Annotated in this window: 22 protein-coding genes and 1 tRNA gene; 11 read left to right on the top strand and 12 right to left on the bottom strand. The window is 40.2% G+C overall.

Going from position 1 to position 21,290, the window contains the following annotated elements:
• Positions 1 to 4 precede the first annotated feature (4 nt).
• On the bottom strand, positions 5 to 748 hold the full coding sequence (gene truA, locus C7S20_RS09960) for a tRNA pseudouridine(38-40) synthase TruA (RefSeq protein ID WP_107014179.1): 744 nt from the start codon (positions 746 to 748) through the stop codon (positions 5 to 7).
• A gap of 109 nt (positions 749 to 857) precedes the next feature.
• Between truA and C7S20_RS09955 the strand changes: the two genes are divergently transcribed.
• Positions 858 to 1,346 (top strand): metallophosphoesterase family protein, encoded by a 489-nt coding sequence (locus tag C7S20_RS09955; protein ID WP_107012340.1) that lies wholly within the window; start codon positions 858 to 860, stop codon positions 1,344 to 1,346.
• Positions 1,347 to 1,407: 61 nt separating this feature from the next.
• Here C7S20_RS09955 and C7S20_RS09950 read toward each other — a convergent pair whose 3' ends face one another.
• Positions 1,408 to 1,818, bottom strand: coding sequence for a DUF4293 domain-containing protein (locus tag C7S20_RS09950; RefSeq protein WP_107012339.1), 411 nt, complete (start codon positions 1,816 to 1,818; stop codon positions 1,408 to 1,410).
• A gap of 195 nt (positions 1,819 to 2,013) precedes the next feature.
• On the opposite strand from C7S20_RS09950, the gene rho reads away from it, so the two are divergent.
• The gene (gene rho / locus C7S20_RS09945) at positions 2,014 to 3,690 is read left to right on the top strand and encodes a transcription termination factor Rho (protein WP_107012338.1); all 1,677 of its coding nucleotides are present in this window, start codon (positions 2,014 to 2,016) and stop codon (positions 3,688 to 3,690) included.
• Between the two features lie 401 nt (positions 3,691 to 4,091).
• Here rho and C7S20_RS09940 read toward each other — a convergent pair.
• Positions 4,092 to 4,164 (bottom strand) — tRNA-Gly (locus tag C7S20_RS09940).
• 1,288 nt (positions 4,165 to 5,452) lie between these two features.
• Here C7S20_RS09940 and C7S20_RS09935 point away from each other — a divergent pair.
• The 3 genes from C7S20_RS09935 to C7S20_RS09925 are packed head-to-tail and all read left to right on the top strand — an operon-like array spanning position 5,453 to position 7,950.
• Positions 5,453 to 6,019 (top strand): ClpP family protease, encoded by a 567-nt coding sequence (locus C7S20_RS09935; protein WP_107012337.1) that lies wholly within the window; start codon positions 5,453 to 5,455, stop codon positions 6,017 to 6,019.
• Entirely contained in the window at positions 6,016 to 6,294 is a 279-nt protein-coding gene (locus C7S20_RS09930; RefSeq protein WP_107012336.1) for a GNAT family N-acetyltransferase, read from the top strand. Before C7S20_RS09935 ends, C7S20_RS09930 begins: the two co-directional genes overlap by 4 nt.
• Positions 6,295 to 6,303: 9 nt before the next feature.
• Entirely contained in the window at positions 6,304 to 7,950 is a 1,647-nt protein-coding gene (locus C7S20_RS09925; protein ID WP_107012335.1) for a L,D-transpeptidase family protein, read from the top strand.
• Here the strand turns inward: C7S20_RS09925 and C7S20_RS09920 are convergent.
• Positions 7,931 to 8,677, bottom strand: coding sequence for a murein L,D-transpeptidase catalytic domain family protein (locus tag C7S20_RS09920; RefSeq protein ID WP_107014178.1), 747 nt, complete (start codon positions 8,675 to 8,677; stop codon positions 7,931 to 7,933). The two genes, C7S20_RS09925 and C7S20_RS09920, sit on opposite strands and share 20 nt — an antisense overlap.
• A 383-nt stretch (positions 8,678 to 9,060) precedes the next feature.
• On the opposite strand from C7S20_RS09920, the gene gpmI reads away from it, so the two are divergent.
• The 6 genes from gpmI to C7S20_RS09885 are packed head-to-tail and all read left to right on the top strand — an operon-like array spanning position 9,061 to position 13,728.
• A complete protein-coding gene (gene gpmI / locus C7S20_RS09910) occupies positions 9,061 to 10,578 on the top strand; it encodes a 2,3-bisphosphoglycerate-independent phosphoglycerate mutase (RefSeq protein ID WP_107012333.1) in 1,518 nt (505 codons plus the stop codon).
• Positions 10,579 to 10,584: 6 nt separating this feature from the next.
• Positions 10,585 to 11,124, top strand: a complete 540-nt coding sequence (locus C7S20_RS09905) for a thioredoxin family protein (RefSeq protein WP_107012332.1) — start codon at positions 10,585 to 10,587, stop codon at positions 11,122 to 11,124.
• 54 nt (positions 11,125 to 11,178) lie between these two features.
• The gene (locus tag C7S20_RS09900; RefSeq protein WP_107012331.1) at positions 11,179 to 11,592 is read left to right on the top strand and encodes a BT0820 family HAD-type phosphatase; all 414 of its coding nucleotides are present in this window, start codon (positions 11,179 to 11,181) and stop codon (positions 11,590 to 11,592) included.
• A complete protein-coding gene (gene map, locus C7S20_RS09895; RefSeq protein WP_107012330.1) occupies positions 11,589 to 12,404 on the top strand; it encodes a type I methionyl aminopeptidase in 816 nt (271 codons plus the stop codon). The genes C7S20_RS09900 and map overlap by 4 nt, the downstream gene beginning before the upstream one ends.
• Entirely contained in the window at positions 12,397 to 12,960 is a 564-nt protein-coding gene (locus C7S20_RS09890) for an HNH endonuclease (RefSeq protein WP_107012329.1), read from the top strand. Before map ends, C7S20_RS09890 begins: the two co-directional genes overlap by 8 nt.
• Before the next feature lie 3 nt (positions 12,961 to 12,963).
• Positions 12,964 to 13,728 (top strand): class I SAM-dependent methyltransferase, encoded by a 765-nt coding sequence (locus tag C7S20_RS09885; protein ID WP_107012328.1) that lies wholly within the window; start codon positions 12,964 to 12,966, stop codon positions 13,726 to 13,728.
• Here C7S20_RS09885 and C7S20_RS09880 read toward each other — a convergent pair whose 3' ends face one another.
• The 8 genes from C7S20_RS09880 to C7S20_RS09845 all read right to left on the bottom strand — a co-directional run bounded on the left by C7S20_RS09880 (position 13,729) and on the right by C7S20_RS09845 (position 21,269).
• The gene (locus C7S20_RS09880; protein ID WP_107012327.1) at positions 13,729 to 14,739 is read right to left on the bottom strand and encodes an FAD:protein FMN transferase; all 1,011 of its coding nucleotides are present in this window, start codon (positions 14,737 to 14,739) and stop codon (positions 13,729 to 13,731) included.
• Positions 14,740 to 14,772: 33 nt separating this feature from the next.
• Complete coding sequence (locus C7S20_RS09875; protein ID WP_107012326.1) at positions 14,773 to 15,129, bottom strand: Na(+)-translocating NADH-quinone reductase subunit F; 357 nt, start codon at positions 15,127 to 15,129, stop codon at positions 14,773 to 14,775.
• A gap of 128 nt (positions 15,130 to 15,257) precedes the next feature.
• Positions 15,258 to 16,547 carry an NADH:ubiquinone reductase (Na(+)-transporting) subunit F gene (gene nqrF, locus C7S20_RS09870; RefSeq protein ID WP_107012325.1) on the bottom strand — a complete coding sequence of 430 codons (1,290 nt, stop codon included), beginning with the start codon at positions 16,545 to 16,547 and terminating at the stop codon, positions 15,258 to 15,260.
• Between the two features lie 15 nt (positions 16,548 to 16,562).
• Positions 16,563 to 17,177, bottom strand: a complete 615-nt coding sequence (gene nqrE, locus C7S20_RS09865; protein WP_107012324.1) for an NADH:ubiquinone reductase (Na(+)-transporting) subunit E — start codon at positions 17,175 to 17,177, stop codon at positions 16,563 to 16,565.
• A gap of 27 nt (positions 17,178 to 17,204) precedes the next feature.
• A complete protein-coding gene (locus C7S20_RS09860) occupies positions 17,205 to 17,951 on the bottom strand; it encodes an NADH:ubiquinone reductase (Na(+)-transporting) subunit D (RefSeq protein ID WP_107012323.1) in 747 nt (248 codons plus the stop codon).
• Between the two features lie 2 nt (positions 17,952 to 17,953).
• Positions 17,954 to 18,727, bottom strand: coding sequence for a Na(+)-translocating NADH-quinone reductase subunit C (locus C7S20_RS09855; RefSeq protein ID WP_107012322.1), 774 nt, complete (start codon positions 18,725 to 18,727; stop codon positions 17,954 to 17,956).
• 4 nt (positions 18,728 to 18,731) lie between these two features.
• The gene (locus C7S20_RS09850; RefSeq protein ID WP_107012321.1) at positions 18,732 to 19,910 is read right to left on the bottom strand and encodes an NADH:ubiquinone reductase (Na(+)-transporting) subunit B; all 1,179 of its coding nucleotides are present in this window, start codon (positions 19,908 to 19,910) and stop codon (positions 18,732 to 18,734) included.
• A gap of 12 nt (positions 19,911 to 19,922) precedes the next feature.
• Complete coding sequence (locus tag C7S20_RS09845; RefSeq protein ID WP_107012320.1) at positions 19,923 to 21,269, bottom strand: Na(+)-translocating NADH-quinone reductase subunit A; 1,347 nt, start codon at positions 21,267 to 21,269, stop codon at positions 19,923 to 19,925.
• Positions 21,270 to 21,290: the final 21 nt, after the last annotated feature.

Below are 21,290 nucleotides of genomic sequence, written 5' to 3'. Positions count from 1 at the left end.
ATTTTTAAATTCTGATATTTTTTGGGTATTCGATTTTTGTTAAATACAATCCATGTGCAGGAACCGAAGCTCCAGCCATTCCCCGGTCTTCACTTTTGATGACCTTGTGCATATGCGAGACCGGATATTTACTCTGACCTATTTCTATTAAAGTTCCAACGATCGCCCGAACCATGTTTCGGAGAAATCTGTCGGCTTTAATATAAAAAACCAGTGTATTTTCTCCTCTTTTCCATTCTGCCAGGTCAATACGGCAGTTATAAGTTTTTACATCGGTGCGGCTACGCGAAAAACATTTGAAATTAGTGTATTCTTTTAAAATTTCAGCAGCCTGATTCATTTTTATAAAATCAAGATCCTGATATAAAGCCCAGGCAAAATCGGCCATAAAAGCATCTTTTTTCTGAATGATATGATACTCATAGCTCCTTGAAATCGCATCGAACCGTGCATGAACATCTGCCTTAACTTCAAAAATATCTGAAATCGCGATATCTTTTGGAAGCATGGTATTCAGCTTGTACTTCAACTCCTGCAAATCGAAATCTTGCTCAGTATCAAAATGGGCAAAGAGTTGTTTGGCATGAACTCCGGCATCAGTCCTTCCCGCTCCTACCACTTCGATTGTTGAAGGAAAGAGCCTGCTCAGATTTTTTTCAAGAACTTCCTGGACGCTTATCGCATTTGGCTGAATTTGCCATCCGTGATAAGCTTTTCCAAAATATGAGAGATCTATAAAATACCTCAAACGCCGCTTAATTTTTATATTTGCGAAGTGCAAAGATAAGGCAATTATGGCAAGGAAAAAGGCTTTTAGCACCTCATCATTTGTTAAGTGATTTCTAAAAAAATACCATTTGAAAAAAATTCTTCTTCTCAGCGATACCCATGGATATATAGATGACCGAATTCTTCATTACGCCTCACTAGCCGATGAAATATGGCATGCCGGTGATATTGGAGATCTTTCGGTTACAGATCAGCTTCAGAAATTGAAGCCTCTGAAAGGAGTTTATGGAAATATCGATAATGCAACCATAAGAAAAGAGTTTCCGCTAAACAAAAGATTTATGTGTGAAGATGTAGATGTCTGGATCACGCATATTGGTGGTTATCCCGGAAGATATTCCCCTCCTGTTAAGGAAGAAATCAAAAGAAATCCGCCTAAATTATTCATTTCCGGCCATTCCCATATTCTGAAAGTAATGAACGACAAAAACCTTCATTTACTTCATATGAATCCCGGAGCAGCCGGGAAACAGGGGTTTCATAAAAAGCGAACCATGCTGCGGTTTGAAATTCACAAAGCGAATATTCAGAATCTGGAGGTGATCGAATTGGGCTGAATAAAAAAACCCGGAGCAGAACCCCGGGTTTTTCACGCACTAATATACTAAGATGATAGGCTTATCGCAATCGGTCTACAGATTTTACGAGATCTTCGTCCCTTTTAATGGCCTTATTGGCCAGAACAAGTAAAACGATAGAAACAATGGGAAGGAACATCCCAATACCCTTCTCTGAAATATCCATTTCTCCAGGTAAACTTAGAGACCAATACACAAACACTCCTAGTAAAAAAAGATTTAATATGATATTCAGGCGGCCCAGAACAAACTGGAGCTTCCTGTTTTTAAACATAAAAATACTCACCAGCGACAAAGCTGCTGAGGCAAGGAACATTCCAAATATAAGCAATTGGTCTATTGCGTAAACTTCAGTCCCCTCAGATGTTTCCCAAACCGGGAAAACAAAAATGAGGCCGGCACTTACAATTACTGCCAGTAATAAATAAACCGTCTGTATTCTTTGAAGCATAGTTTTTATCCTTGCGGCCACAAAAATAAAAGATTCTTTTTAGAATTGGTATGTAAAAGTTTAAAATAAAGTTGTATTATTGCAAGAACATTTCGTAACCCATTCAATAGTGGTTACTTAAGTCTCCAAACTTTTTGTTCTTCCTCGAGAAGTTTAAAATCAACCCAAAGAAAAAAATTTTATTTTAAAGCATTCATGTTTGAAATTTCAGAATTAAAAGCTAAAAAGCTTCCTGAACTTAAGGAGATTGCTCAATCTCTAAACGTTCCCAAGTACAAAACAATGAAGAAGTTAGACCTGGTTTACCAGATTCTTGACTATCAGGCTGCAAATCCTAAAAAGGTGAAAGAAGTACTTACCGAAGAAAACCAGGACACCACCAAGAGCCAGGAAAAGAAACCTAAAGGCAAGATAGGCAGCAACAAAAGGCCGCCTAAATCTTCTCCATCTAAACCTTCTCCAGATAAAAGTAAGGAAAAGGATTCTTCATCTAAAAAAGACGAGAGTCAAAGCGCTCCTAAAAGCCAGGGAAACAAAGGAAATCCAGGTAAAAAAGACAATCGCGGCCGTACCGACAACCGTAGTTCCAATCGCAATGATAACAGGAACGACAATCGCAATGACAACAGGAACGATAACCGTGGTGACAATCGTAATGATAATCGTAACGACAACCGCAGCGATCATAAGAAAAGCAGCCATGATAACAATGGCAATCGCGACAATCGTAATCGCTATCGAGAGCCTGATTATGAATTTGATGCCATTATAGAAAGCGAAGGAGTTCTGGATATTATGCAGGACAACTATGGTTTCCTAAGATCGTCAGATTATAATTACCTTACTTCACCTGATGATATTTACGTATCACAGTCGCAAATTCGTTTATTCGGACTTAAAACCGGAGATACTGTTCAGGGACAAATTCGTCCGCCTAAAGAGGGTGAAAAATATTTCCCTCTGATCAAGATCAATAAAATAAACGGCCTTGACCCTCAGGTGGTAAGGGATCGCGTTTCTTTTGAACATCTTACTCCTCTATTTCCAAAAGAAAAATTCAATATAGCTGAAAAGCAAAGCACAGTTTCAACCCGTGTGATGGATCTTTTTGCGCCCATCGGAAAAGGACAAAGAGGAATGATCGTTTCTCAGCCTAAAACGGGTAAAACCATGTTGCTGAAAGACATCGCAAATGCTATAGCCGCCAATCATCCCGAGGTTTATCAAATCATTTTGCTGATCGATGAACGCCCGGAAGAGGTGACCGATATGCAGCGAAATGTAAAAGGCGAGGTCGTGGCTTCAACTTTTGATAAAGAAGCACACGAGCACGTTCGGGTTGCAAATATTGTTCTTGAAAAAGCAAAAAGACTTGTAGAATGTGGTCACGATGTGGTTATCCTTTTAGATTCTATCACCCGTTTGGCCAGAGCATATAATACTGTTCAACCAGCCAGTGGTAAAGTACTAAGTGGTGGTGTAGACGCAAATGCGCTTCATAAGCCGAAGAGATTTTTCGGTGCCGCACGAAATATAGAGAATGGAGGTTCGTTATCTATTATAGCGACTGCCCTTACCGAAACAGGTTCGAAGATGGATGAAGTGATCTTTGAAGAATTTAAGGGAACCGGTAATATGGAACTTCAGTTAGACCGAAGAATTTCAAACCGAAGAATTTTCCCTGCTATCGATCTTGTTTCTTCAAGTACACGTCGCGACGACCTGCTGCTTGATGAGAAAACGGTACAAAGAATGTGGGTACTTCGTAAGTATCTCGCCGATATGAATCCTGTGGAAGCTATGGAATTTATCAATGACAGGATAAAACAAGCAAGGAATAATGAAGAATTTTTAATCTCCATGAACGGTTAAATTCTGTTAAACCCTACTTTAACAGCCGGAAGTTAAAAAGCATCCGGCTTTTTTTATGCCTAAAAATCTGGAAATAAAAAAGCTCCGCCTTATCAAGAAGCCTTTAGAGCGGGAGAGCCACCTTCGTTTCACTTCGGTCGCCAGGCCGGGTTCCCTTCACCTTCGCTCAGGATAAACTTCTCACCCGGTATTTTCTTCTATATAATTTTATTTTAACCAATAAAAAAAGCTCCGTCTTATAACGAAGCCTTTAGAGCGGGAGAGCCACCTTCGTTTCACTTCGGTCGCCAGGCCGGATTCCCTTCGCCTTCGCTCAGGATAAACTTCTCACCCGGTATTTTCTTCTATATAATTTTATTTTAATCAATAAAAAAAGCTCCGTCTTATAACGAAGCCTTTAGAGCGGGAGACCGGGTTCGAACCGGCGACATTCAGCTTGGAAGGCTGACGCTCTACCAACTGAGCTACTCCCGCATTGATAGAGAAATATTTTTTATTTAAAGAACATCAAGGGAGATCTCGCCTTGGCCATGACGACATTCAGCCTGGATCCGCCTGAGGCGGACTACCAACTGAGCTACTCCCGCATTGATAGAGAAATATTTTTTATTTAAAGAACATCAAGGGAGATCTCGCCTTGGCCATGACGACATTCAGCCTGGATCCGCCTGAGGCGGACTACCAACTGAGCTACTCCCGCATTGATAGAGAAATATTTTTTATTTAAAGAACATCAGAGAGATCTCGCCTTGGCCATGACGACATTCAGCCTGGATCCGCCTGAGGCGGACTACCAAATGAGCTACTCCCGCATTGATAGAGAAATATTTTTTATTTAAAGAACATCAAGGGAGATCTCGCCTTGGCCATGACGACTTCAGATTGGATCCGCCTGAGGCGGACTACCAACTGAGCTACTCCCGCATTGATAGAGATAATATTTATTATTTAAAAAACATCAAACGAGGTCTCGCTTTAGCCATGACGACTTCAGATTGGATCCGCCTGAGGCGGACTACCAACTGAGCTACTCCCGCATTGATAGAGAAATATTTTTTATTTAAAGAACATCAAGGGAGATCTCGCCTTGGCCATGACGACATTCAGCCTGGATCCGCCTGAGGCGGACTACCAACTGAGCTACTCCCGCATTGATAGAGAAATATTTTTTATTTAAAGAACATCAGAGAGATCTCGCCTTGGCCATGACTTCATTCAGCTTTGATCCGCCTTAGGCGGACTACCAACTGAGCTACTCCCGCATTGATAGAGATAATATTTATTATTTTAAGAACATCAAGGAAGATCTCGCCTTGGTCATGACGACATTCAGCTTTGATCCGCCTGAGGCGGACTACCAACTGAGCTACTCCCGCATTGATAGAGATAATATTTATTATTTAAAAAACATCAAACGAGGTCTCGCTTTAGCCATGACGACTTCAGATTGGATCCGCCTGAGGCGGACTACCAACTGAGCTACTCCCGCATTGATAGAGATAATATTTTTTATTTAAAGAACATCAAGGGAGGTCTCGCTTTGGTCATGACGACATTCAGATTGGATCCGCCTGAGGCGGACTACCAACTGAGCTATGCCCTCCTGTGCGTACAAATATAAATGGAAACTTTTTCATCTTCCAAAAAATTTATCCGCTTTTTTTCTTAATTAAAATCTTGTTAAATGGAATTCAACAGATTCTTTTTTCTGATAAAATAGTCCTATTTTTAGCTACCACTTGAATTAGAAAAAAACACATCAATGGATTTTAAAAAAAATAAGACTGGAAAGATTCAGGATATCATAGAGAATAAATTACTTGAAAAAAGAAAGATCTATCTTTGGGGAGAGGTAAGCGGGAAATCGGCCAAACATGTTATCGACCGCCTGGAATATCTTAACCTGGAAGGAGATGATGAAATTCAATTGTTCATTAATAGTCCGGGCGGCTACGTAACAGATGGTTTCGCTATTTATGATACTATAATGTCGCTGGATGCTCCCGTTTCAACTATTTGTACAGGACTCGCAGCCTCCATGGGATCAATTCTACTTTCAGCAGGAAAGAAAGGAAGAAGGTTTATTCAGCCACATGCCAAAGTCATGATCCACCAGCCCAGCGGTGGAGCCCGGGGACAGGCTTCAAATATTGAAATTGCCGCAAACGAAATTTTAAAAACAAAACACCTAAGCGCGAAAATTCTAGCTGAAAATTGCGGGCAAAGCGTGGAAAAAGTTTTAAAGGATTTCAACCGCGATTACTGGATGGATGCCGATGAATCTTTAGATTATGGTATCGTGGATGGGATTTACAAAAGAGAGAAATGATCATTAAAAACCGGGAAAAAGAAGGGCGGGGATCTTTCTTTATAGAAGACGATGCAGGTTTGATCGCAGAATTAACCTATCGTCGTAAAGGAAATATTCTCACTATTGATCATACCGAAGTGAAGCGGAAAGTTGAAAACCGCGGAATAGGCTCAGGACTTGTTCGGGAAACGGTAGAATTTGCCAGGAGGAATAATTTGAAGATCGAACCTTTATGCCGCTTTGCAAAAGTTCAGTTTGAGCGAAATGAATCTTACCAGGACGTAAGAGCATAAAATAGCTTTATGCCAAATTTTCGAAATTTAATTCATTTTTCTATTTTTCTTTTTCTTATCGCCTTTAGTGGTTGTAAAAATGATGAGGAAAAAAAAGAAGCCTCTTCAACTTCAGAAGAAAAAGTTACAAAAAAAGCTGAAAACCTTACAAATTCACATTCCCTCCAAAATTTATTCGCTTCAGGAATAGATTCCACAGCTTTCTATGCTCCTGCTCAAATTTCGGCTTTTTACAGGAAGAATGAATTCCAGCCAATATGGAATGATTCCCAACTGCGGGAAGATATAATTGCGAACATTGAGAACAGTGAAGCGAAGGGCCTTTTTCCTGAAGATTATCACGCCTCTGAAATCAGGGAATTACACAATTCAATAAATTCAAATTCTGATGAAAAAAATGCCCGATTTGAAATTTTGCTCACGGATGCTTTTTTTCGCTTAGCCCATGACCTGGCAACCGGAAAACTGAATCCTAAAGAATTGTATGCCAATTGGGGCACGCCTTTAAATTCTGTTGCTCCGGAGAACCTTCTGAGTAACGTAATTAAAAAGAATAACGTCAGTGAAATTCTGGTTTCACTGGAACCGGAAAATCCTGTCTATTCGGGATTAAAGAAAGCTTTAAGGAATTTTGAGAAAGATTCCTTTTCCGAAGAAAAAATCACCAAAATTCCGGCTGGCAAACTTATTCGGCCGGGAGAAAGGGACGAAAGAATTTCCAAAGTTGCGAAGCGTCTACAGGAACTCGGGTTTCACCAAAAATCTACAGATACCACCAAGCTTTACGGTGAAGATCTTGAGAAAAGCCTTCGTAATTTTCAAAAAGCTCATGGGCTGGAAGAAGACGGCATTATTGGCGGTTCAACAATAGATAATCTCAATAAGTCTCAGGAGGATCGCTACCACCAGGTCCTGGTAAATTTGGAACGATGGCGCTGGTATCCCAGGAAGCTCGGAGAGCAGTATATCCTCATAAATATTTCAGATTTTCAATTAAACCTCATCAAAGAAGGTGACACGCTGGGAACCTATAAAACCATGGTAGGGTTACCTTCCAGGCAAACACCGGTATTTTCTGATGAAATCGAATATGTGATTTATAATCCTACATGGACCATCCCTCCCACCATTGAAAAAAAAGATGTGGTTCCGGGAATGCGCAGGGATAGAAATTATCTGAAAGAACGCAGCCTCAATGTTTATGATAAACAGAATAATCGCGTGGATCCTTCAAAGATTGAATGGACTTCTTCAGAGCCATATTCCTATACCTACCGGCAGGGTCCCGGGCCTACAAATCCGCTGGGGCAGGTGAAAATTATTTATCCCAATAAATACATGATTTATCTTCATGATACGCCACACCGGGAATTATTTAATAAAAGAAACAGGGCAAGAAGTTCAGGCTGCGTGCGTGTGGAGAATGCACTTCAGCTGGCAAAATATCTTCTGAATGATCAGCCGAAGTACGATGATGAAAAAATCAAAGAAATTCTCGATTCAGGAAAAACTACAGAAATTCCGGTAACAAAAAAGGTAAGCGTCCACCATTTCTACTGGACTGCTTACCCTGAAAATGATTCCATAAAATTCATCGATGATATTTATGATCTCGATGAGGAATTATGGCAAAATCTTAAACCGACTGGAAATTGAGGAATTGCGATTTAGAAAGGTAATCTTGATCACTTTTGTTGATATAAACCACCGACTTTCCCTTTATTGAATTAATCAGGTTTTCAGCGATAGCTTTAGGAACTGCGGGACAACCATAACTTCTGCCCAGTCTTCCGTGGCTTTTTATAAACGATGGCTCGGCATAGTCTGCTCCATGAATAACCACGTAACGTTTACGCGCATTCGAATTAAAATTCTTTTCCATTCCGTCCATAAAAAGGGAAAGTCCGTTTTTTCCGTAGTAAGTTTTACCGGTTACATAAAAACCTAAAGAACTTTTATGGGAGTTCACTTTATTGGAAAAAGATTTGGCAAATTCCACACCTGTTTTTTGGCCATGAGCGACATAGGTGTTAAAAAGAACTTCTTCAGTATCCATATCCAGGATCCACATTCTTTTTTTGGTGGAAGAAAGATCAAAATCGATAATTGTTAAAAGATGATTAGAAACCTTACCTGATTTCTGAAGTTTTGTATATCCTTTAAATGCTCTCTCAAAGGTAGGGAGCGCTGGCAAATTTGAATTTTTTAAACTGAACTTTTTATAAAGGTCGGCAGTCTTTTCTTCAAAGGTCTTATTAAGTTCGCTGGGGAGATTTAATTCCGGGGTTTTAGTGGATTTATTTTCTCTAATAATGGCATCGGTACTGCTAAAAGCAAATGAAAAGATTAAAACTCCAATAACAGTAAGGATTCGGTACTTCATATTTTTTCTCAATTTTCGGTTACATGTTAATAAAAACCAAAAGTCCTGCCAACATACAAAAATTCGGTAGAGATTTTTTGAATCTTCTAAACTTTAACATTCTGACACTTAAAACACTTGTATTTAGGGGCATAAAGAACATTTGTATATTTTCCAACGGAGAAAATCCGGCTTTATTTCAATTAAAATATGTTAATTTTTTTTTAGCATTCCTTTTCTGAAAAAAGCTCCAAAATGTTAAATTTTTTATCAAAGATCGAATTCAATAAATCAAATGCCTTCATCATCTTCGGTTATTCCTGAGATTTAATAAAACATTATCGCATTTGGCTCAGGCATTGCGTTTATTTGTTTTTATCTTTAACGCCTTAATTTCAGTTGCAATGAATAAGAAAGTTCTTTTAATGATACTCGATGGCTGGGGAATTACCCAGGATCCAAAAGTTTCGGCACCCGCACAGGCAAACACTCCTTTTATGGATTCTTTGCCCAAAAAATTCCCGCACGCTACCCTCCGAACCGATGGTATGAACGTGGGGCTTCCCGAAGGACAAATGGGAAACAGTGAAGTGGGCCATATGAACCTTGGTGCCGGACGAATTGTATATCAGGATCTTGTAAAAATAAACCTGGCGGTAGAAAAAAATACCCTTAAAGAGGAACCCGTTCTCGAAGAAGCTTTCACTTATGCTAAAAAGAACAACAAACCCATTCATTTCATGGGATTGCTAAGTGATGGAGGTGTACATTCTCATATTAAACATCTTAAGGGACTTTTAAGCGCTGCCGAAGAATTTGGCGTTAAGGAAAAATACGTTCACGCATTTACCGATGGTCGAGATGTGGATCCAAAATCGGGAAAAGGTTTTATTGAAGATTTGGAAGACCATCTCAAAAAAACCAACGGCAAATTAGCCTCCGTTATAGGACGTTATTACGCAATGGATCGTGATAATCGTTGGGAAAGAGTTAAAAAAGCCTACGATCTCATTGTAAAAGGAGTAGGTAAAAAGACCACCAGTGCCTCTAAGGCCATCCAGGAAAGCTACGATGAAGATGTTACCGATGAATTCATCAAACCTATTGTTCTTACCGATGATGAAGGGAATCCGGTAGCTACTCTGAATGAAAAAGAAGTGGTAATTTTCTTCAATTTTAGAACAGACCGCGGAAGACAGTTGACTATCGCGCTCTCACAAAAGGATTTTCCTGATTACGACATGAAAAAAATGCCGTTGTATTACGTCACTATGACAAATTATGATGATAGTTTTTCGAATGTTAATGTGATCTTTAAAAAGGAACATCTTAAAGCGACCCTGGGAGAAGTTCTGGAGAGGCAGGGCAAAAAGCAAATAAGAATAGCCGAAACAGAGAAATATCCGCATGTTACCTTTTTCTTTTCGGGAGGACGGGAAGAACCATTTGAAAATGAAAGAAGAATCATGGTGAATTCCCCAAAAGTGGCAACTTATGATCTTCAGCCGGAAATGAGCGCTTTTGAAGTGAGGGACAAAATCCTGCATGAAATCAAGAAAGAATCAGCTGATTTTATATGCCTTAATTTTGCAAATCCCGATATGGTAGGCCATACCGGCGATTTTGATGCGGCCATTAAAGCATGCGAAACTGTAGACACCTGTGCAAAAGAAGTTGCTGAAACTGCACTGAAACATGGTTATGCAACGATAATCCTTGCCGATCACGGTAACAGTGAAACGATGAAAAATCCCGATGGAAGCCCAAATACGGCTCACACCACCAATCCCGTTCCGCTTATACTCATGGATAATGATGTGAAAAGCATCAAAGACGGGAAACTCGGTAATATAGCTCCAACCATACTTAAATTAATGGGTATAGAAAAGCCCGACCTAATGACAGAAGACGCTTTAATTTAAAATAATATGAATACTTTTTTAATTCTTTTTACTGCTCTTGTGCTGAATATTGGAAATCCTGTTCAGCCTGAGCTTAACAACAATAAAATTACAAACTCACAAAGCGATATGTTGCTTGGCAAATTTCAGAAGGAAGATCTAATGCAGGAGCCATATTCTTCCTGGTTTACCCCGGCATACCAAGCTTATGAGCCAGATAAAAAAGCCATGAAAACCATCAAAAAGAATATTGATGACTACAAGATCAAACTTTTTATGGGAACCTGGTGCCATGACAGCAAAAGAGAAACTCCGCGATTACTAAAAATACTTGATGAAGCCGGTTTCAATTATGACAATATCGAGATGTACGCGGTAGATTACAGAAAAAACACTCCTTCCAAAGCGGAAGAAGGTCTAAATATCAAGCGCGTCCCTACCATTATTTTTTATAAAAACGGAAAAGAAGTGAACCGCTTCGTGGAATACGCGCAGGGAAAAAACATCGAAGAAGATATAGCGCAAATCGTTAGCGGTGAGAATTATAAGAATTCTTATGCCGACTAATAAGTTTTGCAAAGGCTTAAGCGAAAAATCAGAAATTTATATATATTTTAGCATATGCCCTTGTCTTTAACCATAGCAGTTGATTTTGACGGTACTATTGTGGAAAACCGATTTCCAGAAATTGGCAAACCTATTTTATTTGCCTTTGAAACCCTGAAAAAATTACAGGAAGAAGGCCATCGTATTATTTTATGGACCTACCGGAATGGAGAAAGATTAGATGATGCCGTCAGGTTTTGCAAAGAAAAGGGACTAAACTTCTATGCAGTAAATAAAAGCTATCCTGAAGAAAAGTACGACGATACCATCAGCCGTAAAATCCTTGCTGATGTTTTTATTGACGACCGTAATATTGGCGGCTTAAAAGCTTGGGGCGAGATCTATCAGGAAATAAGTAATTCTGAAGAACATTTTCAGAAAAAAATCAAGAAAAAGCAAAGCTTGTTCAGCAGATTTAAAACAATATGATAATACCAAAATCCAGAGAAGAAATTGAATTAATTCGTGAAAGCGCTCTTATCGTTTCCAAAACTTTAGGAATGCTTGCTCCCGAAATCAAACCTGGTGTAACCACTCTTGAACTGGATAAGCTCGCTGAAGAATTCATACGCGATCATGGGGCGGAACCCGGTTTTCTAGGTCTTTACGATTTTCCCAACTCCCTTTGCATGAGCCCCAATGCCCAGGTAGTGCATGGAATCCCCAATAATGAGCCTTTAAAGGAAGGGGATATTATTTCTATAGACTGTGGGGCGAAAAAGAACGGCTTTTATGGAGACCACGCCTATACCTTTGAAGTGGGTGAGGTTGCGCCTGAAGTAAAGCAGTTGTTAAAGATCACCAAAGAGTCTTTATATAAGGGCATAAAAGAGTTTAAAGCAGGAAACAGAGTGGGTGATGTTGGATATGCCATTCAAAAATATACTGAAAAGCATAATTATGGCGTTGTAAGAGAACTCGTGGGACATGGTCTAGGTAAAACCATGCATGAAGATCCTGAAATGCCTAACTATGGCAAACGAGGCCGTGGTAAGAAGTTTATCGAAGGTATGGTGGTCGCCATCGAGCCTATGATCAATATGGGAACGAAAAGGATCAAACAATTACCCGATGGCTGGACCATTTTGACGGCCGATAATAAACCAAGTGCTCATTTTGAACATAATGTTGCGCTGGTTGACGGAAAACCTGAATTACTATCTACGTTTAAATATATCTATAATGCATTAGGAATTAAAACCAAAGAAGAAGACCAATTTAGAGCAAAAGTTTATGATTAAAAGTTACAGACAGGAAATCTGGAAGACCCTACACAAAGATTCCTGGCAAGACCGCTTTGTCTACAAAGTCTCAAATTTCGGAAGAATGATCAGTTATCTGAAAAATCCGGAAGGCGACCTTATGAAAGGCGGGAGAGTAGGTGGATATTTGAACTTCGCTGTTCGATTAAAGGATGGAAAAAGTAAGACTTATTACATTCACAGGATCGTAGCAGAATTATTTTTAGAAAAGAAAGAAGGTGATCAGTACGTGATTCACAAGAACTTCGTGAAGAACGACAATCGCGTTTCAAACCTGGCCTGGGCCACAAAAGACGAATGGGTTAAACACCAGTACGACAGCCCCAAGGTTAAAGAAAACAAGAAGAAACGCAAGCTTAGAAAAGTCACTTCTTACTCCAAACTAACGTACGCACAGGCAGTAGTCTTAAAGAAAAAGCTGCTGGACCCCGACAGGAAGACCCGGATTAGGGTTCTTGCAAAACAGTTCGGTGTTTCAGAAATGCAGCTTTACCGCATCAAGTCTGGCGAAAACTGGGGAGATATCGAAGTATAAAACATGGGGAATCTTTCTAAACTGGCGCTCAACAGGATCCCAAGGCCGGTACTTATAAGATTAAGTTATCTTATTAAACCTTTTTTGAAGTATTATTTAAAAGGTGACCGTTATACCGATCCTATCGACGGGAATAGTTTTAGAAAGTTTTTACCTTATGGTTATGAAAAGCAACGGGAGAATGTGCTTTCTCCATCGAGTCTTTCTTTGGAAAGGCACAGGCTTCTTTGGCTTTATCTCAAACGGGAAACCGAATTCTTCAGCAAACGCTTAAAAGTACTTCATTTCGCACCGGAACAGGCTTTTTACAAACGTTTCAGAAATCAGAAGAACCTCGATTATACCACAACCGATCTCAATTCGCCTTTGGCAGATGTCAAAGCGGATATCTGTGATCTGCCTTTTGAAGATAACAGCTTCGATTTCATTTTATGCAATCACGTACTGGAGCATATTCCCGATGACCGGAAGGCCATGCAGGAACTTTACCGCATTTTAAAACCCGGTGGTACGGCTATTCTTCAAATCCCGCAGGATCTTAAGAGAGAAAAAACCTTTCAGGATGATTCGATCACAGATGCGCGGCAAAGAGCAGAAATCTTTGGCCAGTACGATCATGTTCGAATTTATGGAAGGGACTATTTCAACATCCTGAGAAGTGTTGGCTTTAAAGTAGAGGAAGTAGATTATTCTTCCCAATTAACCGCCGAAGAAATCGATCGATACCGTCTTGCAAAAGGCGAGATTATTCCTGTTTGCTATAAATAATCATTCCAGAAGTAATTTTTGAAATCCGGGTGTGATATAAGTGTTTACCTCCCCATCTTCAGAAGAATATACCAAATAAACGTCTACGTTTTTAAGTCGTTTTAACATCTCTTTTGAACGTTCAAGGCCCATAGCCATGAATGTGGTCGCATAGCCATCAGCGATCATGCATTTATCTGTAATTACCGATGCACTTAGCAAATTGCTCCTTTCCGCTTTACCGGAAAGAGGATTAATGGTATGCACAAATTTCTGCCCGGTAATGCTATCCACCCTGAATTTCCGATAATTCCCTGAGGTAGCCATGGCATTATTTTTAAGTTTAACCATAGCCTTTAATTCCCTTTTAGCGGCTTCCTGCATGGGATCATCTATACCTACAATCCATTCTGACCCCCTTTCAAGATTTTCCCCTTTCGCTAAGAGTTCACCACCCAGTTCAATAAGATAATTTTCCACGCCTTCACTATCGAGATATTGCCCAATAACATCTATGGTATAACCTTTCGCGATGGCATTAAAATCAAGGTAAACCCGAGGATCTTCTTTCGAGATCTTATTATTTTTATCGATGCTCACTTTATCGAGTCCCACCAGGCCTCTCAAAGAATCCAGGGTAATACTGTCGAGTTCCCTTAACTGTTTTCCGGGACCAAAACCGTAGGCATTCACTAATTCCCCGACGGTAGGATCAAAAAATCCATTACTCTCTTTATAGATTTTTCCGGAAGCTTCGAAAACCTTTCGGAAATTTTCATCAACTCTTACAGTGGTGTCGCCACGGTTAATTTTTGAAATATCAGAGCTGGTTCGGTAGGTGCTCATGGAAGAGTTTATAGACTCATAAATGCTATCCAATCCCTTTTCGAAGTCAAAGTCCTTATCAGAAAAATAACGTATGGAATAAGTGGTCCCTAAAGCTTCACCCTGTAACATGTGGCTTTCCTTTTCCTGATCATTACAGGAAATGAATCCGAAAAAAATGAATATTAAGAAAAAACGATTCAGCATACCAGGTTTCTTTTTAGTTAAATTGATTTTAATTTAGATTTCCTGCCAGCCGGAATAATTCACCACATAATCTTCATCGCTTGAAATAGGCTTCTCATAATCAGAAGAATTTGCAAGGCCTACGCCGGCATAAAAAGTTTTAGCATTGAATTTAGCTGCATGTTCTTTTATATCTTTAAGAAAAGAGGGGTCGAAAGCACCTGGGTCATCGGGATACTCAATGGCACGCACCACTACAAAATGAAGTTTTTTGTCTTTCAGCGCCACAAATTGAGGATTCTTTTTCAATTCGCTGTTCACTCCAAGAAATTCATATCCTTTGTCTTCAAGTTCCTTACCCACAATGTTCATGGCAAGATTATGCAGTTCCTGTTTATTCAGTTTTGGCATGAGTCAAAGATAAAAAGAAGGAGTTTTAAATTATCTTATAAAGAAGCTAAACTTAAACTGAATTCAATAATTCGCATAGTTCCAAATACCTGGAATAAAAAATCCCGCCTGCTGGCGGGATTGTAAAATTATCCTCCGAAATCATCAAATCGGATATTTTCAGGCGGAATTCCAAAATCCTCACCCATTTTTTGAACAGCTTTGTTCATCAATGGAGGTCCGCAGAAATATAATTCAATTTCCTCCGGCTCTTCATGATGAGACAGGTAATTATCGATTACCACCTGGTGAATAAATCCTACAAAGCCATCTCCTTCATCATCAAGGCTGGTTTTTACCTTCCAGTTATCCTCTTCCTGAGGTTCAGAAAGAGCGAGATAAAATTTAAAGTTAGGGAAATCCCTTTCCAAAGCTCTAAAGTGCTCTGTATAGAACAATTCTCTTTTGGAACGCCCACCATACCAGTAAGTCACTTTCCTTCCGGTTTTAAGGGTTCTGAAAAGATGATATAGATGCGATCTCATTGGGGCCATTCCTGCTCCACCTCCAACATACAGCATTTCAGAATCAGATTCATTGATGAAGAATTCACCATAAGGTCCTGAAATGGTACACTTATCTCCTTTTTTCAGGCTGAAAATATAGGAAGAAGCTATACCGGGATTCACATCCATCCAGCCGTCTTTCGCGCGATCCCAGGGTGGTGTGGCAATACGTACATTAAGCATGATCTGGCGACCTTCAGCAGGATAAGAAGCCATTGAGTAGGCTCTTTCAACCGTTTCAGGATTTTTCATCACCAATGGCCATAATTTGAATTTATCCCATTCTGCCTTGAATTTCATCGGGTCACCGGGATGTTCATCCGGATGCGCGGTAATATCAATATCTTCAAATTTCACCTCACAACGCGGAACTTCAATTTGAATATATCCACCGGCCTTATAATCCATATCTTCAGGAATCTCCACCACAAATTCCTTGATAAAAGAAGCGACGTTATAATTTCTTACCACGGTAGCTTGCCATTTCTTGATTCCGAAAACTTCTTCAGGAATCTGAATCTTCATATCCTGCTTCACCTTAACCTGGCAGCCAAGTCTCCAGCCGTCGGCAATTTCTTTACGTGTAAAGTTTGGCTCCTCGGTGGGAAGTATGGCTCCACCGCCTTCTTTTACGATACATTTACACTGGATGCAGGTTCCACCTCCACCACAGGCAGAAGGTAGAAAAAGTTTGTTCTCTCCTAAAGTGGAAAGCAAAGTTCCACCGGAACCTACTTCGATATCTTTTTCATTATTTATATTGATGGTCACCGGCCCCGAAGGAACGAGTTTTGCCTTGGCGCTAAGGAGAATACCCACCAATAATAGAATAAGTGCTAAGAAAACTACTACGCTTGCAATAATTACTATCATAATCTTTCTTTTCGGCTATAATTTAATTCCCATGAAGCTCATAAACCCGAGGGCCATGAGTCCGGTTATAATAAAAGTGATTCCCAGACCTTTTAGGGGTGCAGGTACATTTGAATAGGCAATTTTTTCCCTGATCGCTGAGATAGCCAGAATCGCCAGGAACCATCCAACCCCACTTCCAAGTCCATAGGTAATGGCTTCAGAAATTCCTGAAAAGTCTTTTTGCTGCATGAAAAGCGAACCACCAAGAATTGCACAGTTAACTGCGATAAGTGGCAGGAAGATACCTAAGGCACCATATAAGGCAGGTGCGAATTTTTCAACAACCATCTCTACCAGCTGTACCATAGATGCAATAACCGCGATAAACATAATAAAGCTCAGAAAGCTCAGGTCAACATCGGCAAATTGCGGGCCGAGCCATTGAAGGGCACCGGGACGCAAAAGATAAGTGTCCAGCAGGTAGTTTATAGGAACTGTGATAAATAGAACAAAAATTACCGCAGCTCCAAGACCAACAGCTGTTTTTACTGTTTTCGATACCGCCAGGTAGGAACACATTCCCAGGAAGTAGGCGAATATCATATTCTCTATGAAAATACTTCTTACAAAAAGATTTACTAAATCCATTTTTTATTGTTTTTAGCTGTTGAGCTTCTAGTTTTCTTCAATCAGTTTACGGTTACGAGATCTCTGTACCCAAATAATAATCCCTACAATGATAAGGGCCATGGGTGAAAGCAGCATTAAACCGTTGTTTTCATATCCAATGGAATAAAGCCCGGTTGAATCGGCTACGGTAGCAGCACGATGTCCCAGCACTTCATATCCAAAAAGTTTTCCTGAGCCAAGCAATTCACGGAAAAACGCCACGATGATCAAAATAAGACCATATCCTGCACCGTTTCCAATTCCGTCAAGGAAAGATTTCCATGCTCCGTTACCCAGAGCAAATGCTTCCAAACGTCCCATCACGATACAGTTGGTAATAATAAGCCCCACGAAAACCGAAAGCTGCTTACTTACATCATAAGCATAGGCCTTCAGGATCTGGTCTACAAGAATTACCAGGGATGCTACCACTACCAGTTGAACGATGATCCTGATACGGTTGGGTATCATATTCCTCAAAAGGGAAATGATCACGTTCGAAAAGGCAACCACGGCGATAACGGCCACGGCCATAACGATGGCAGGTTCTAATTGAACCGTGATCGCGAGTGCCGAACAAATACCTAATACCTGTACAGTAATCGGGTTGTTATCGTTTAACGGATCGGATATTAATTTTCTGTTCTGCTTGGAAAGGAAATGTTCTTTCTCTTCTGAACTGGAGAGGAACATTATCATTTCTTTCTTTTTGGCTTCCTTTTCTTCGGAAGTAAGTTTTCTATCTGTATTCATAATTACTGAATTGCAACTTTAAATCCTTCTTGCTTCTTAAAATAAGGGAGATAATGTTTCAATCTTTCAGAGATCATGTTAGACACTCCTTTACTGGTAATTGTAGCACCAGAGATAGCGTCTACACGATTATCTTCCTTATTAGAATTTCCCAGGCTTCCTTTTACTGCAGAAACGCCCACGAGATTTCCTTCATCATCAAAAACACGTTCATTTTCGAATCTATGCTGGAACCATACCTTGGTAATTTCAGCACCAAGTCCGGGAGTTTCTCCTTTGTGATCGAAAACCGCTCCTTTAACGGTATTTAAATCGTCTTTAAGAGCAATATAGCCCCAGATGGCATCCCACAGTCCTTTTCCTCTCAATGGAATTACATAATACTTTTCACCTTTAATATTAGCTATATATAAAGGATAGATCTGTTCCTCCACTGGTTTACCAAGTTCCTTTGCAAGGTCAACTTTAAATGCATTTACCGATTCATCGACGCTTCCGTCAGCTCTTAAAGCAAGGGATTGGGTAATGAATTTATCATAATATTCCTGCACCATTTCCCGGGAAAGGAAGGTAGGCACTCCATCAACTTCTACAGAATCCACTCCCACCGTGGCAAGAATATTCTGCATCTTTTCTTCACGCACATTTACATTCTGAATTGGCTGAAGGCTGGTAGCAGTAAATGCCAGAACACTGGCTACCACAACCACCATGATCACCGCAAACATAAAAGTGTAACCGTTACTGTTTGTTTTATTTACTGGTTTTTCTTCCATAACATTATACTGCTGTTTCTACCTGCGCGGCAGAAGTTTTTACTCGTTTCTTTCTGCGTTTGATACTCGACTGGATCACATAATGATCTATGGTCGGAGCAAATACGTTCATCAATAAGATTCCCAGCATTACTCCTTCAGGATATGCAGGGTTAAAGATCCTGATCATGATCGAGAAGAATCCAATCAGGAATCCATAGATCCACTTTCCTTTCATAGTCTGTGCCGCCGATACCGGATCGGTAGCCATGAAGACAATACCAAAAGCGAGTCCTCCTATGAAAAGGTGATTATACCAGGGGAAATTAGTAAGGTTATTTCCTTCCACGCCAAAGGCCGGAAGCGAATTAAAAATAAGGGCCATGATTGCAGCACCAATAAATCCGCTAACAATAATTCGCCAGCTACCCACACCTGTAATAATAAGAATCAAAGCTCCTATAAGGATACACAAAGCAGAAGTTTCTGCCACTGAACCCGGAATAAATCCGTTGAACATATCCATGGTATTGTAAGCAACCTGATTTCCCTGTGCAAGGGTACCCAGAATCGTTTCACCTGAAATTCCGTCCACGCTTTGCGCTCCTGTCACCCAAACGTTACCCGACATATAAGTAGGATACGCAAAAAAAGCGAAAGCCCTTGCGGTAAGCGCCGGGTTTAAAATATTCATACCAGTACCTCCAAAGGCCTCTTTCCCAATTACCACGGCAAAAACTACAGACACTGCCACCATCCAAAGCGGCATATCAATAGGCATGATCATAGGGATAAGTAATCCGGTAACTAGGTAACCTTCGTTTACTTCGTGTCCGCGCCAGATGGCAAAGGCGAATTCAATTCCCAGTCCCACCACATAAGAAACTATGATCATCGGGACAATTTTAGAAGCCCCTAAAAGAAAAGCATCCCAAAAAGTAAAGGCTTCACCGGTTTGAATATAATATTGGTAACCTCCATTCCACATACCAAAAATAAGTGCAGGGATCAGGGCGATCACCACGGTGATCATTGTTCTTTTAAGATCTACCGCATCACGAATGTGAGCTCCTTTTTTTGTTACATGATTAGGAGTGAACAAGAAAGTGTCCAGCGCGTTGAATGCGGGCGCAAATTTCTCGTATTTATTCCCTTTTTCGAAGGGAGTTTTTAGTTTATCTAATCTTTGTCTAATCCATTCCATATTCTTCAGCTTTTAACCTACTTCGGTAATCATTAAGTCAAGGCCCAGGCGAATCACTTCCTGAATTTCCAATTTAGAAGTGTTGGTATATTCAACGGCCGCGAAATCTTCTGGCGCTACCTCGTAGATTCCAAGATTTTCCATTTTTTCAATATTCCCCGCCATACAGGCTTTTATGAGCTGCATAGGGTAAATATCCATAGGCAAAACCTCTTCCATTTCGCCCGTCACCACTAAAGCTCGCTCCTCACCGTTCATATTGGTAGTGGGGTTATATTTTTTATTAGGAAACAACCACGCCAGCGAAGTTCTTGAATTTGAGTGTATATTATTATAGGTGAAAGGTAACCATCCGAACATTCGGAATTTATTACCTTCCGGAATAAGACTTACTTCGTTATCAAAAAAACCAACATACTGGTTGTTTGAAAGTTGTGTGCCGGTTAAAACATCTCCCGAAATAATTCGCACTTCTTCTGAAACTTCCTTACCAATAATATCGGTAACATTGGCGCCAATAAAAGTTGTGTAATATTTTCGGTTTTCAGCTTCGCTACCTACCAGCGCAATAGTTCTTTCAGCGCGGTATTGGCCCGTTAAAAACACATTCCCAATAATGGCAAGATCCTCAACTCCCACAGTCCAAACACGTTCTCCCTGGTTAATAGGGTCAATTTTATGAATTTGAACCCCAACATTACCGGCTGGATGAGGTCCTTTTACATGATGGATCTCAACGCCTTTTATATCTTTCAGGTACTGAGCAGAATTATCATCTACACAAAGATGAACTTTCCCGGGCGTTAATTTCTGAAGCGCATACACACCTTCCTGGAAGGCGGCTATTTTATCTTTTATGATAAATCCCTTATCGCCTGCAAGCGGGGCTGTCGTCACCGCCGAAATAAATATTGCTTTGGGAGTATCTTTGGGATCGGCAATGATATCGTATGGACGCTGATTAATGAATGCACCACAACCGCTATCCAGAATTCGTTGTTTTACGTCTTTTGCATCAGCGGTAGAAGCATCCATTTTACCAAAATCACGGTAAGAATTTTCAGCATCGGCTTCGATGATCACTTCAAGAATCCTTCTCTTCTCTCCGCGTTTAATTTCTTTAATAACCCCACTAACAGGTGAGGTAAAGCGGACTTCCCCAGTATATTTTGAATAGAAAATTTCATCACCTGCAAGAAGTTTTGCGCCTTCTTTTACAACCATTTTCGGTACAACTGAGTGAAAATCTGGCGGTTTAATCGCAAAAGTTTTCGATCTTGGAGCCTGGACCAGCTCCTTTTCCGCCTCCCCTTCTAATCGCAGAGTCAATCCTCTTCTAATTCGAATGTCTTTTGACATAGGATGGAGTGTATGTTAAAA

Origin of the sequence: Christiangramia fulva, assembly GCF_003024155.1 — a bacterium.
Lineage (GTDB): Bacteria > Bacteroidota > Bacteroidia > Flavobacteriales > Flavobacteriaceae > Christiangramia > Christiangramia fulva.
The sequence above is the reverse complement of the archived record's forward strand: the minus strand, read 5'-3'. Positions and strand labels throughout refer to the sequence as shown.